General features: G+C 70.3%; 11 protein-coding genes and 1 tRNA gene. 8 read left to right on the top strand and 4 right to left on the bottom strand.

Annotation, left to right across the window (positions count from 1 at the left end; translation table 11 throughout):
• Nucleotides 1-28: 28 nt before the first annotated feature.
• Nucleotides 29-853 (top strand): SDR family oxidoreductase, encoded by an 825-nt coding sequence (locus ACGFIB_RS03315; RefSeq protein ID WP_393368135.1) that lies wholly within the window; start codon nt 29-31, stop codon nt 851-853.
• 9 nt (nt 854-862) lie between these two features.
• Here ACGFIB_RS03315 and ACGFIB_RS03310 read toward each other — a convergent pair whose 3' ends face one another.
• Complete coding sequence (locus ACGFIB_RS03310; RefSeq protein ID WP_191052130.1) at nt 863-1,717, bottom strand: M23 family metallopeptidase; 855 nt, start codon at nt 1,715-1,717, stop codon at nt 863-865.
• 147 nt (nt 1,718-1,864) lie between these two features.
• Between ACGFIB_RS03310 and dnaG the strand changes: the two genes are divergently transcribed.
• The 4 genes from dnaG to ACGFIB_RS03290 all read left to right on the top strand — a co-directional run bounded on the left by dnaG (nt 1,865) and on the right by ACGFIB_RS03290 (nt 6,779).
• Nucleotides 1,865-3,784 carry a DNA primase gene (gene dnaG, locus ACGFIB_RS03305; protein WP_393368133.1) on the top strand — a complete coding sequence of 640 codons (1,920 nt, stop codon included), beginning with the start codon at nt 1,865-1,867 and terminating at the stop codon, nt 3,782-3,784.
• Nucleotides 3,785-3,930: 146 nt separating this feature from the next.
• Nucleotides 3,931-5,070, top strand: coding sequence for an RNA polymerase sigma factor RpoD (gene rpoD, locus ACGFIB_RS03300; RefSeq protein ID WP_142568889.1), 1,140 nt, complete (start codon nt 3,931-3,933; stop codon nt 5,068-5,070).
• Between the two features lie 312 nt (nt 5,071-5,382).
• Nucleotides 5,383-6,111, top strand: coding sequence for a VOC family protein (locus tag ACGFIB_RS03295; RefSeq protein ID WP_393368131.1), 729 nt, complete (start codon nt 5,383-5,385; stop codon nt 6,109-6,111).
• 164 nt (nt 6,112-6,275) lie between these two features.
• Nucleotides 6,276-6,779, top strand: a complete 504-nt coding sequence (locus ACGFIB_RS03290) for a hypothetical protein (protein WP_357257660.1) — start codon at nt 6,276-6,278, stop codon at nt 6,777-6,779.
• 176 nt (nt 6,780-6,955) lie between these two features.
• On the opposite strand, the gene ACGFIB_RS03285 is transcribed toward ACGFIB_RS03290, so the two are convergent.
• A complete protein-coding gene (locus ACGFIB_RS03285) occupies nt 6,956-7,258 on the bottom strand; it encodes a YtxH domain-containing protein (protein WP_223852726.1) in 303 nt (100 codons plus the stop codon).
• Nucleotides 7,259-7,520: 262 nt separating this feature from the next.
• Between ACGFIB_RS03285 and ACGFIB_RS03280 the strand changes: the two genes are divergently transcribed.
• From ACGFIB_RS03280 to ACGFIB_RS03270, 3 genes are all read left to right on the top strand, one after another.
• A tRNA-Asn gene (locus ACGFIB_RS03280) sits at nt 7,521-7,593 on the top strand.
• A 337-nt stretch (nt 7,594-7,930) separates the two neighbouring features.
• Entirely contained in the window at nt 7,931-9,085 is a 1,155-nt protein-coding gene (locus ACGFIB_RS03275) for a nitric oxide synthase oxygenase (RefSeq protein WP_393368128.1), read from the top strand.
• Nucleotides 9,086-9,163: 78 nt separating this feature from the next.
• Nucleotides 9,164-9,931, top strand: a complete 768-nt coding sequence (locus tag ACGFIB_RS03270; RefSeq protein WP_393368126.1) for an enoyl-CoA hydratase-related protein — start codon at nt 9,164-9,166, stop codon at nt 9,929-9,931.
• A gap of 66 nt (nt 9,932-9,997) precedes the next feature.
• Here ACGFIB_RS03270 and galK read toward each other — a convergent pair whose 3' ends face one another.
• Complete coding sequence (galK, locus tag ACGFIB_RS03265; RefSeq protein WP_393368124.1) at nt 9,998-11,119, bottom strand: galactokinase; 1,122 nt, start codon at nt 11,117-11,119, stop codon at nt 9,998-10,000.
• Nucleotides 11,120-11,232: 113 nt separating this feature from the next.
• Nucleotides 11,233-12,894 (bottom strand): catalase, encoded by a 1,662-nt coding sequence (locus tag ACGFIB_RS03260; protein ID WP_357257668.1) that lies wholly within the window; start codon nt 12,892-12,894, stop codon nt 11,233-11,235.
• Nucleotides 12,895-12,902 lie beyond the last annotated feature (8 nt).

The following is a 12,902-nucleotide window of genomic DNA, read 5'->3' as shown; positions in this document are numbered from 1 at the left end:
GGCGGGGACGCGGTGATGGGCTTGACCCATGCAAAGCACAGACAGCACAGACAGCACAGACAGCACAGACAGCACAGACAGCACTGCCGGCACTGGCACCGCCGCCGGCAGCGGCAGCACTGGCACCGTCGCCCTCGTCACGGGGGCGAACAAGGGAATCGGCTATGAGATCGCCAGGCAGCTCGGCGAGCTCGGCATGACCGTGCTGCTCGGGGCGCGCGACCCGGGACGCCGGGACGAGGCGACCGCGAAGCTGCGGGCGGAGGGTCTGGAGGTCCACCCGCTGACGATCGACGTCACCGGCGAGGAGAGCGTGCGGGCGGCGGTGGCGCGGGTGGAGGAGAGGTTCGGCCGCCTCGACGTGCTCGTCAACAACGCCGGCATCTCGGGCGGGACGCGGCAGACGCCCGGCTCGGTCGACCTCGGCGTCGTGCGCGAGGTGTTCGAGACCAACCTCTTCGGCGTCATCCGGGTGACCGACGCGACGCTGCCGCTGCTGCGGCGGTCGGCGGCGGGCCGGATCGTCAACGTGTCCAGCGGCACGGGGTCGATGACGCACATGACCGACCCCGGCCACTACTTCACCGGCAGTCCGAGTTTCGCGGCCTATCCGCCGTCGAAGGCCGCGCTCAACATGCTCACCGTGCAGTACGCCAAGCAGCTGCGCCCGCTCGGCATCCTGGTCAACGCCATCGCCCCCGGGCCGTGCGACACCGACTTCGCCAGGGATCTCGGCAGGTCCCTGCCGCGTACGGCGGCGCAGGGCGCGGCGGTCGCGGTCACGCTCGCGACGCTCGGAGCGGACGGACCGTCGGGCGGGTTCTTCGACGAGGACGGACCGGTGCCGTGGTGACCGTCCCGCTCAGAGCGGGATGATCACCACGTCGTCGTCGCCGCCGCCTCCGTTCTTCTTCTTTTTCTTCGTCGGCGGCTTGGTCTCGTCCGGGGTGGGCGTGGGCTGCTGGGACGAGTTGGACGCGCACAGTTGCGTGCAGGGCGGGGTCGCCCCCATCTTCTTGCGCAGCGTGAGCATGGCCTTGCGCGGCGAGACGGTGCGGTTGCCGTCGTCCCAGGCGTCCAGATAGGTCCACGGCGGCACCACGCCCCGCCGCACCCACCAGTACTGGGGCTCGACCGGCCACGAGATGGCGAAGTAGAGGTTGCTCGCGGTGTCGCGCGCGTTGCCCGTGTTGCCCACCCGGCCGAGCAGCTGCCCGGCCTTGACCTTGGTGCCCGGAGTGATGTCCTGCTCCACGGAGTCGAGGTGGCCGCCGAGGTACAGCACGCCGTCCTCGCCCTTGACCGTGACGAACCGCCCCTCCCGGTCGGCGCCCCGGTTGGTCGAGGGCGACCAGAGGTTCTTGACGTTGACCTCCTGGACCACCCCGTCGACCGGTGACACGAACGCGCATCCCTTGGCCGCCCAGATGGTGGTCTTGGGAAGCACGAGCAGTTTGCGGGAGTACGACACCTTGCAGCCCTTGATGGGGAAGGCGTACGTGTAGGAGGACATCTTCGGCGGCGGGACCCGCACCGGCTCGTCTCCGGGCGGAGGCACGATGTGGCCGGGCTCGGAGTCGTCCATGGCGGCCGTTATCCCACCTCCCGGCGGCGGTGAGGGCGGCAGCGTGCTCACTCCCGCGACCCCGGCGGGCGCGCCGCAGGACGCCGCGACGAACGCGGCGCCGGCGAGGGCGGCCAGTCTCCCCGATCGCATGATCTCCACCTGGTCGACGTTACCGAACCTTTCCTTTCTAACGGACCAAGCCGCACATCACGACCAGTTCCGGAAAGTCGTGACATGTCCTCGACGATCCGCGATGGGGCGTCCGGGCTGTCGGGGGCAGGCCCTAGACTCGCCAGCGTGGCAGGGCGAAGCGGTCGGATCAGTGACGAGGACATCGCGCTCGTGCGGGAGCGCTCGCCGATCGCCGACGTCGTCGGCGAGCACATCCAGCTCCGCAACGCCGGCGGGGGCAACCTGAAGGGGCTGTGCCCGTTCCACGACGAGAAGTCGCCCTCGTTCAACGTCACCCCGGCCCGGGGTTACTACTACTGCTTCGGCTGCGCCGAGGGCGGCGACGTCATCACGTTCGTCCGCAAGATCGAGAACCTGACGTTCACCGAGGCCGTCGAGCGGCTGGCCCAGCGCGCCGGCATCCAGCTCCGCTACGAGCAGGGCGGCTACGTGCCCGGTCGCGAGCAGGGCGAGCGGCTGCGGCTGATCGAGGCGCACCGCGCCGCCGCCGAGTTCTACGCCGAGCGGCTGTCCAGCCCGGAGGCGGCACCGGGGCGGCGCTTCCTGTCCGAGCGCGGCTTCGAGCGGGCCGACGCCGAGCACTTCGGCGTCGGCTACGCCCCCGACGAGTGGGAGGCGCTGGCGCGGCATCTGATGGCCCGCGGGTTCACCTCCCAGGAGCTGATCAAGGGAGGCCTGGCCCGGGAGGGCAGGCGCGGTCCCGTCGACCGGTTCCGCGGCCGGCTGATCTGGCCGATCCGCGACATCACGGGCGACGTCATCGGCTTCGGCGCGCGCAAGCTGCTCGACTCCGATGACGGCCCCAAGTACCTGAACACCCCCGAGAGCCCGATCTACCACAAGAGCTCCGTGCTGTACGGCGTGGACCTCGCCAAGCGGGAGATCGCCAAGCGGTCCCAGGCCGTCATCGTGGAGGGCTACACCGACGTCATGGCCTGCCATCTGGCCGGCGTGCCGACCGCGGTGGCCACCTGCGGCACCTCCTTCGGGGAGGACCACATCAAGGTCCTACGCCGGCTGCTGCTCGACCAGGCCGAGTTCCGGGGTGAGGTGATCTTCACCTTCGACGGCGACTCGGCGGGGCAGAAGGCCGCCCTGCGCGCGTTCCAGGACGAGCAGAAGTTCGTCACGCAGACCTTCGTCGCCGTGCAGCCCGACGGCCTCGACCCCTGCGACCTGCGGGTCAAGCAGGGCGACGGCGCGGTGCGCGACCTGGTCGCCAGCCGCGAGCCGCTGTTCGCCTTCGCGATCCGCAGCACTCTGTCGCGCTACGACCTCAACACCAACGAGGGGCGCCTGGCCGCGCTCGACGCCGCCGCGCCCGTCGTGGCCGCGATCAAGGACCCGGGTCTGCGCAAGACCTACGTGGTGGACCTCGACCGCTGGATCGGCTTCATGGACGAGGGCTTCGTCATCCAGCGCGTGCAGCAGGTCGTGGGGCGGACGCAGGAGGGCGCGCAGGGTCCCGGACGCCGGCAGGCGGCGCGCGCAGGCGCGCCCGCGCGGTCCGCCCCGGTGCGTCAGGAGCCCATGGACCCCGCCGTCCGCCTGGAGGCGGAGGCGCTCAAGCTCGCCGTCCAGCGGCCCGCGCTGCTCGGGCCGGAGTTCGACGCGCTCGGCGCGGCGACGTTCACCCTGCCCGAGCACGTCGCGCTCTACGAGGTCATCGTGGCGGCGGGGGGCACCGCCGCCGGGGGGCCGGGCGGGCGCGAGTGGGTCGACCGGCTGCTGGAGCAGGCCGACGCGGCGGCGCCCGGCGAGACCGGCGTCGACCTGAGGTCGCTCGTCACACGCTTCGCGGTCGAGGCTATGCGCGCCGACAACGACGTCGAGGAGCGGTACGGCGCGGCCGTCCTGGCCAAGATCCAGGAGGTCGCGGTCGGCCGGGCCGTCGCTCAGGTGAAGTCGCGCCTGCAGCGGCTCAACCCGGTCGAAGAGCAGCAGGAGTACAACCGGCTGTTCGGCGAACTCGTGGCGCTGGAACAGCAGCGACGGGTGTTGCGGGAACGCGCCAGCGGGGCCTGAATAAACGTCCATTTCCAGATCTCACAGTCGCCAAACATATGTTTTGATCTCGATTCGGTATTGACTTCCGCCTTACCTTGGGTGACAAAAATAGGCCTGCCATTTGGTGGTGCCTTTACTGCACACTGTGTTGCGTGGGTGCATCGGTGCTGCCAAGCAGGCCGCCATCGGTAGACCAGGTGGCGGACCTCGTCGCTAAGGGAAGGGAACGCGGGAGTGTCACGGTTGACGACGTGGCCGCCGCGCTCGACCGATCCGAGTTGCCCGCCGACGCGCTGGAGCGCGTCGTGCGGATGCTCGCCGAGAACGGGGTTGAGGTCCTCGAGCCGCAAGGCGACGAGGAGCCCAGCAAGCCGGACGAGGAGGATATCGGCAAACGCGCTCCGACCAGCGACCTGGTCAGGATCTATCTCAGGGAGATCGGCAGGGTTCCGCTGCTCACCGCCGAGGAGGAGGTGGAACTGGCCAAGGCGATCGAGGCCGGCCTGTTCGCGGAGGACAAGCTCTGCGAGAGCCTCGCCGCCAGGTTCGCCCGGCCGGAGCTGGAAGACCTGGTCTGGGAGGGCGTCCGCGCCAAGCAGCGGCTCATCGAGGCCAACCTCAGGCTCGTGGTCTCCATCGCCAAGCGCTATGTGGGGCGCGGAATGCTGTTCCTGGATCTCATTCAGGAAGGCAATCTCGGCCTCATCCGCGCGGTGGAGAAATTCGACTACACCAAGGGATACAAGTTCTCGACCTATGCGACCTGGTGGATTCGCCAGGCGATCACTCGGGCGATCGCCGACCAGGCGAGAACGATCCGGATTCCCGTGCACATGGTCGAGACGATCAACAAATTGGTCCGTGTGCAGCGGCAGCTTCACCAGGATCTCGGCCGGGAGCCCGCCCCCGAGGAGATCGCCGCCGAGATGGATCTGCCGATCGACCGTGTGGTGGAGATCCAGCGCATCGCGCAGGAGCCGGTCTCGCTCCAGGCGCCCATCGGCGAGGAGGACTCCGACCTCGGCGACTTCATCGAGGACGCCGACGCCGTGGTGCCGATGGAGGCCGCGGCCTTCATCATGCTGCAGGACCAGCTCGAAGACATCCTGGCCACGTTGTCGGAGCGCGAGCAGCGGATCATCCAGTTGCGGTTCGGCCTCGCCGACGGCCACCCCCGCACGCTGGAGGAGGTCGGCCGGGAGTTCGGCGTGACGCGTGAGCGCATCCGCCAGATCGAGTCCAAGACGCTGGCCAAGCTGCGCCATCCCACCAGGGCCCAGATGCTCCGGGACTATCTGGACTGACGCCTCGACCGCGGACGAGCGCCTCCCGCCCCCCGGGGAGGCGCTCGTCGCGTTTCCGCGCCGTCGCGGGCCCGCCCCGATGCGCGGCCCGGTCGCCGCGGCGGCCCGGGTCGTCAGGCCGGCGACGACCTCGTCGGCGCCGCCAGTGCCCCCGTGCTGCCAGGGCCGCCAGGGCCGCCAGCGCCCCGGGTGCCACGGTGCCCCCGGTGAACGGTGACGTCCGGTCAGGCGGAGCCGGGTCTCTGGAGCGATCCATATGCGAGGTCCGCCGGGGAGTGTAACCATCGCCGGGCGACCCGGAAGGTGGATGACGTGAGTGAGCCCGCGGTTCGGCCGAACGAGACGACGGTGCCGTTGATGCCGTGTGCGTCAGTGGAGGAGACCCTGGCGTTCTACGAGGCCCTGGGATTCGAGGCGACCTACAAACAGAGCAAGCCCTATGTCTATCTGGCGCTGCGGTGGAGCGGCTTCGAGCTGCACTTCGGTTCCGCGCCCAAGGGCCTGGATCCGGTCCGGGAGGAGTCCGGAGGCTGCCTGGTCATGGTCGACGCCGTGGCGCCCTACCATGCGGCGTTCGTCGCGGCGATGCGCCGGGTTTACGGGAAGGTGCTGAGCTCCGGCCTTCCGAGGATCACCCGCTACCGGCCCGGTGCGTCCCGGTTCACGCTGATCGATCCGTCCGGCAACTCGATCATCTTCATCCAGCGCGACGAGCCGGCCGAGTTGGAGTACGGCGGCTCGAAGAAGCTGACGGGCCTGGACAGGGCGCTCGACAACGCCCGGATCCTGCGTGAGTTCAAGAACGACGACCTTCAGGCCTTCCGCGCGCTCAAATCCGCGCTGCGCAGGCACGGCTCGACCGCCTCGCCGGTCGAGCGGGCCATCGCCCTGTGCCACCTTGTCGACGTGGCCACGATCCTCGGTGAGCCCGCTGATCCCTGGCTCGCCGACCTGCGTGGTCTGGAGCTCACCGTCGACGACAGGCAGCGCGTCGAATCGGAACTCGGGCATCTCGCCGGACTTCAGGAGTGGCTCGCCTGAGATGTGAAGCGGGCCCGCTCCGGGCCCGCTCTGAGCTTGCACTGGGCCCGTTCCGCGCCCGCTCTGAGTTTGCTATGGGCCCGCTCGTGGGGGGAGCGAAGCCGGGACGCGGGCGGCGGATAGCCTCGGGGGTGTTAACGGTCGACGACGCTGGCGGTGCTCCCTTGACCTCTCAGAAGCCTTCACTGTCCCGCTTTTTCGGCTCCCGGCTGCCCCGTGAGGTCCGTACGGCTCTCGCCCTGGAGAGCGGCGAGCGTCCGATCAGCCACGCGCCGACACCGGAGGGCGGCCACATCGTCGCCACCACCCGGGCGCTGCACCTGCCCGACGGGCCGCGCCTGCCCTGGCACCTGATGGACAAGGCCGTGTGGGACGAGGAGGGGGTGACGGTCACGATGACGGACGGGGCCGTCCACCGGGTCCTCCTGCCCGAGCCGGGCAGGCTGCCGGAGACGATCCGCGAGCGGGTGACCTCGACGATCGTCGCGAGCCGCCATGTGACCATCGACGGACGCGGGGGAGTGCGCCTCGTCGCCCGCCGGATCCCCGGCTACGACACCCCGCGCTGGGAGTTCATCTTCGACCCCGGCCTCGACGCGAAGGACCCGGGCCTGCGCGCGCACGCCGAGCAGGCGCTCGAAGAGGTACGCCGCAGCCTCGGCGTCTGACAGCGCCGGGCCCCCGGCGTGACACCGGGGGCCCGCCGACGGCGCGTCACACACCGTCCGGGCCGGTCCTCCATGGGGAGACGGGGCCGGACCGGCGTCCGCCCGGTCTCGGGACGGGCGTCTGCCCGGTCGCGGGCCGCCGATGAACGTGCCCGGCCTCAGGGTCAGGGGTCGGTTCAGGGGATCTGCTCGGCGCCGGCCGGCCAGCCGGTGGCGGTGCCGACCCGGTCGGTCCTGTCGGCCTGCTCCCAGGTCTCGGTCTTCTTGAGGAACGGCACCTTGTCGCCCGCGAAGTCCTTGGCCTTGCCCGCCACCTTCGAGGCCTGGGCGCCGACCAGCCCTGCCGCCTCCTGCACCGTGGGGCTGTCCGCGAACCGCTGCGCGAAACGCTTGATCTGCTCGTAGCGCTCACGCCCGGCCCGCGTTCCGAGGACGTAGCCGACGGCCAGCCCGGTGGCGAACATCGCCTTGTATCGCATCTTCCACCTCCGCGCTCGTGTTCCCCGCCCCCCTACCCCGAGGGCCTGTCTCTATCCAACAGCAGCCGGTCCGGCCCCGCCCGGGCGGGCCTCCGGGGCGTCCGGGCGCTCTTTGCCGTATGCCGATCAAGACCCGACGACTCGCGGACGGAATCGATGTGACAGACACCCCCCGGAGTGCGCTAATCTAGTTCCGCGCCGCAAGGAAAGCCGAAAGGCCGGAACGAGCGGAGCAGGGCAGTAACAGCAGTACACAGCACGATCCCGTGTAGCTCAATCGGCAGAGCAGCCGGCTGTTAACCGGCAGGTTATAGGTTCGAGTCCTATCGCGGGAGCATTTCACCCCGGGGCGGTGGTCACAGACCATCGCCCCGGGGTTTTTCATGTCTACGTGCGAGTCACCGCAGCAGCGGTCGCGTCCTTCGAGACACGGGGCCGATCAGGCAAGCGGTGAGTCGCACACCGCCTCTGCTTGCCGTCCGGGGGGCCGGGTGGGGGACGCTTCGGATGCGCCGGTGTGGGGATTTGGCGGACAAATCCCGGGACATCGCGGAAAATGTGATCGCCGTGGCCGTACGAGTCGCGGCTGCCGCGGACCACGGACGGCGCAGTGGGGTGAGGGCCACTGCGGGGAGGGTGTCGCCGCCGGCCCGGAACCGGCGCGGGGTGCCCGTGAGCGCGAAGTGTGTGACGGTCGTGCTGACTTGGCGGAAATCGAAAAGGACCCTCGCACCCGTACGGGAGCGCGGGGAGGAGATCGACAGGCGGGAGGCCGAGAACTTCATCCGGCTCCACCACGCGGAGAACCCGGTGGCGGGCCCGGTGGAGCGGCGCCTCCGGGAGGTCTTCGCGGAGATCGACCGGACGGGGACCTACACGCACACCACGGGCGAGCTGACCTTCGGCGCGCGGGTGGCGTGGCGCAACAGCAACAAGTGCATCGGGCGCCTCTACTGGCGGTCGCTGCAGGTCCGTGACCGGCGGCACGTGGACACCGGCGACGGTGTGGCCGAGGAGTGCGTCGAGCACCTCAGGGCGGCCACCGGGAGAGGCAGGATCCGCCCCACCATCACGGTGCTCGCCCCCGACCGGCCGGGGGAGCGGGCGCCGCGAATTCTCAACGACCAGCTCATCCGGTATGCGGGGTACACCCGCGAGGACGGCTCGGTCCACGGCGACCCGGCGAACGCGGAGATCACCCGGCGCGCCCTGCGGTCGGGCTGGCGGGGGGAGGGCACGAGGTTCGACGTCCTGCCGCTGCTCGTGGAGGCCAAGGGCGCCCTGGTCCTGCGGGAGGTGCCGCGCGAGGTGGTCCTGGAGGTGCCGTTGCGGCACCCGGCCTTCCCGTGGTTCGCCGACCTGGGGCTCAAATGGCACGCCGTGCCGGCGATCTCCAACATGTCGCTGGAGATCGGCGGGGTCGCCTATCCGTGCGCGCCGTTCAACGGCTGGTACATGGGCACCGAGATCGGCGCGCGCAACCTCGCCGACCACGACCGCTACGACCAGCTTCCGGTGGTCGCCGAGCGGCTCGGTCTCGACACCTCCCACGACCGGACGCTCTGGCGGGACCAGGCGCTGGTGGAGCTCAACGTCGCCGTGCTGCACTCCTTCGCGGAGGACGGCGTCACGATCACCGACCACCACACCGAGGCGCGGCGGTTCCTGACCCATCTGGAGCGGGAGGAGCGCAGCGGGCGCGTCTGTCCTGCCGACTGGTCCTGGATCGTGCCGCCCCTGTCCGGCGCCGCGACACCGGTCTTCCACCGCTACTACGAGGACGTACGGCTCACGCCTGCCTATGTTCACCGCCCTCCCGTGGTGTAGAACATAGTTCGGGTCAAGGCCCGTCGGTCAAGGTCCGTGGCGTCAAGATCTGTGGTGCGGTGGAGGAGGGCGACGACGGTGGTGCTGTCCGAGGACGACGGCGGTGTGCGGATCCTGACGTTCAACCGGCCGGAACGGCTGAACGCCTGGACCGCCGAGATGGGACGGCGCTACTTCGACCTGCTGGAGGAGGCCGACCGCGACCCGTCCGTACGGGCGATCGTGGTCACCGGCGCGGGCAAGGGTTTCTGCGCCGGGGCCGACTTCGCGGACCTGACGGCCCTGCAGGCGGGAACCTACGCCGACGAGCGGGATCCCCGGCCCACCACCTTTCCCACCACCCTGCGGACGCCGGTCGTCGCCGCGGTCAACGGCGCGTGCGCCGGGCTGGGGATGGTCCACGCGCTCGTGTGCGACGTGGTCCTCACCGCCGGCGACGCCAAGTGGACGACCGCGTTCTCCCGGCGCGGGCTCGTCGCGGAGTACGGCCTCGGCTGGATCCTGCCCCGGCTGGCCGGGCAGGCGCGCGCGATGGACCTGCTGCTGTCCGGCCGGGTCTTCACCGGCGAGCAGGCGTGCGCCATGGGCCTCGCCGTACGGGCGGTGCCGGGGGAGCGGCTGCTCACCGAGGCCGTCGGGTACGCGAAGGAGCTGGCCACCCAGTGCTCGCCCGCCTCGATGGCGGTCATCAAGCGGCAGATCTGGGACGGCTGGCAGGAAGGGCTCGACGAGGCCGAAGCCGAGGCCGTACGGCTGATGACGGACTCGTTCCGGCGGCCGGACTTCGCCGAGGGAGTGTCGAGCTTCCTCGAACGTCGGCCGCCGGACTTCCCGCCTCTGGGGTGAGAGGTGGGCGGCCTCGCCCGATGCCGTGCGCCGGGCGGGCGGCTCTCCCGTCTGTGGGGTGGTGTGTCAGCGGAGGCGGTGGGCGCCGGCCGCCGGGGTGGCCGGCAGGAACGTCGGCGCTCCCCAGCCCCGCTCGGCGTAGGCCTGCTCCACGGTGGTGCGCACCCGGTCCACCCGGTCGTCGGCGACGAGCGCGATGGCCGAGCCGCCGAAGCCGCCGCCGGTCATCCGCGCACCGCGCGCCCCGCCTCGGATGGCGGCCTCGACCGCCACGTCCAGTTCCGGGCAGGAGACCTGGTACTGGTCCCGGAGAGACAGGTGGGAGGCGTTCAGCAGCGCGCCGATCTCCTGCACGGCGCCCGCCCGCAGCAGCCCGATGACGGCCTCCACCCGGTGGTTCTCGGTGACGACGTGCTGGGTGCGGGCCCGCTCGTCGCCACTGAGCCTCGACAGGGCCGCGGCGAGGTCGGTGACGTCCCGCAGCGACGGGACGCCGAGGTGCTTGGCCGCGTTCTCGCAGTCCTGGCGCCGCTTGGCATACTGCCCGTCGGCCAGTTCGTGGTGGACGCCGGTGTTGATGATGAGGATCTGCAGGCCGTACGCCGACAGGTCGAACGGCACGGCGCGGCCGGCCAGCGAGCGGCAGTCGAGGAACAGCGCGTGCCCCTGCTTGCTCAGCGTCGAAGCCGCCTGGTCCATGATCCCGCACGGCATGCCGACGAAGTCGTTCTCGGCCTTCTGACACAGCTTGGCCAGCGCCATCGGCTCCAGGTCGAGACCGTAGAGGTCGTTCAGGGCCAGTCCGACGGACACCTCCAGCGCCGCGCTGGAGGACAGCCCCGCCCCCTTGGGCACGTCGCCGTCGATCACTATGTCCGCGCCGCGCACCGGCAGCCCGGCGCCGCGCAGGATCGAGACGACTCCGGCGGGGTAGCGGGCCCAGCCCTCGGCTCGCTCGACGTCCTCCAGCACCTGCTCCTCGCCGGGGGCCTGCAGCGAGGAGATCCGGACGGTGAGGTCCTCGCGGGGGCTCACGGCCGCGGTGACGCCCCACGGCACCGCGAACGGCAGCACGAATCCGTCGTTGTAGTCGGTGTGCTCCCCGATCAGGTTGACCCTGCCGGGTGCGTGCCAGACCCCGGTGGGCTCGCCGCCGTACGCCTGCCGGAAAGCATCAACAACCCGCATAGTCGCACACTCCTCAACAACGCAGCCTCCCCGTAGGGTAGCGGCCCAGGCGGGTGCGGACGTGCCAGGGCTCGGCTCGGAAATCCGGGCCGGGCCCTGACCGCACGGCGACCTCACATCGCGGGCACCGTCGCCCGCTCGTCGGGGACGCAGTGCGTCATCTTCAGGCCGGAGACGTCGCGCGTGCCGTTCTTGCCGAGGTTGGACAGGCGATCCCTGTCCTCGTCGGTCAGGTCCTGGCTCGCCAGCGGTTCCAGGTGCTTGACGTCGTCGGGTGTGATGCCGAGCCCCTCGCCGACGCGCAGCCCGAGGTCGTCCTCGACCAGCAGGAAGTGCCAGACCATGCGCTCCTGGATCGGCCGGTCGCACTCCGACAGCATGGCGACGAAGTTCTCCACCAGGTCGTCGCGCTCCCACTGCTCCATGAGCAGGTAGCGCTGGCCCGCCTGCTTGTAGTCGTTGGTCCGCGGGATGCGCTTGCGGGTGACCCTGCCGACGATCTGCGGGCCCTGCTCGTCGTGCGTCGGGAACTGCCCCTCGCGCAGCCCGCCGCTGATCGAGGGCTCGTAGTTGACGTGCGGATTCTCGCCTGCCCGGTCCTGCCGGTAGGTCATGAGGCCGTCGCGCTGGTTGGTCCGCACGTCGGCGTTCTTGGCCTGGTTGACCGGCAGTTGCAGGTAGTTCGGCCCGACGCGGTAGCGCTGGGTGTCGCTGTAGGAGAACGTGCGGCCCACCAGCATCTTGTCGTCGGAGAAGTCCAGCCCGTCGACGAGGACGCCGGTGCCGAACGAGATCTGCTCGTTCTCGGCGAAGACGTTGTCCACGGTCCGGTCCAGGACCATCCGGCCGACCGGCTTGGCCGGGAAGAGGTCCTCCGGCCAGACCTTGGTGTCGTCGAGCGGGTCGAAGTCCAGCTCGGGGTGCTCGTCGTCGCTCATCATCTGGACGAGCAGCTCCCACTCCGGGTGGTCGCCCCGCTCGATGGCGTCGCGCAGGTCCTTCGTGGCGTGGCCCAGCTCGTGGGCCTGGATGCGTGCGGCGTCCTCGGCCGTCATGCTCCTGACCCCCTGCCTGGGCATCCAGTGGTACTTCACGAGCACGGTCTCACCCTGCTCGTTGACCCACTTGTAGGTGTTCACCCCGAAGCCCTGCATGTGCCGGTAGTCCGCCGGGATGCCGCGCGGGCTGAACACGTTGACGATCATGTGCATCGTCTCGGGGCTCTGCGACATGAAGTCGAAGATCCGGTTCGGCTCCTGCCGGAAGGTGACCGGGTCCGGCTTGAGCGCGTGGATCACGTCGGGGAACTTGATGGCGTCGCGGATGAAGAACACCGCGAGGTTGTTTCCGACGAGGTCCCAGTTGCCGTCCTCGGTGTAGAACTTCACGGCGAACCCGCGCGGGTCGCGGGCGCACTCGGACGAGTCACGTCCCCCGATCACGGTCGAGAACCGCACCGCCACGTCGGTGCGCTTGCCGGCCTCCTGGAACAGCTTCGCCCTCGTGAACCGGGCGATCGGCTCGTCGCCCCACATGCCGTACGCCTCGAAGAAGCCGTACGACGTCGTGCCGCGCGCGTGCACCACCCTTTCCGGGATGCGCTCCCGGTCGAAGTGGCTGATCTTCTCAAGGAACTGGTAGTTCTCGAGAGTGGCCGGGCCGCGTGCGCCGACCGTCCGCTGGTTCTGGTTGTCGTAGACCGGGTGCCCTTGACGGTTGGTCAGCACCGGACGCTCGTCCCCGGGCTCCGGTCCCTTGCTCGACACGTCCGTCATGGGACGGC

The sequence above is a fragment of the Microbispora bryophytorum genome (assembly GCF_043197435.1).
GTDB lineage: Bacteria > Actinomycetota > Actinomycetes > Streptosporangiales > Streptosporangiaceae > Microbispora > Microbispora bryophytorum.
This window is presented reverse-complemented; position numbering and strand designations above follow the sequence as displayed.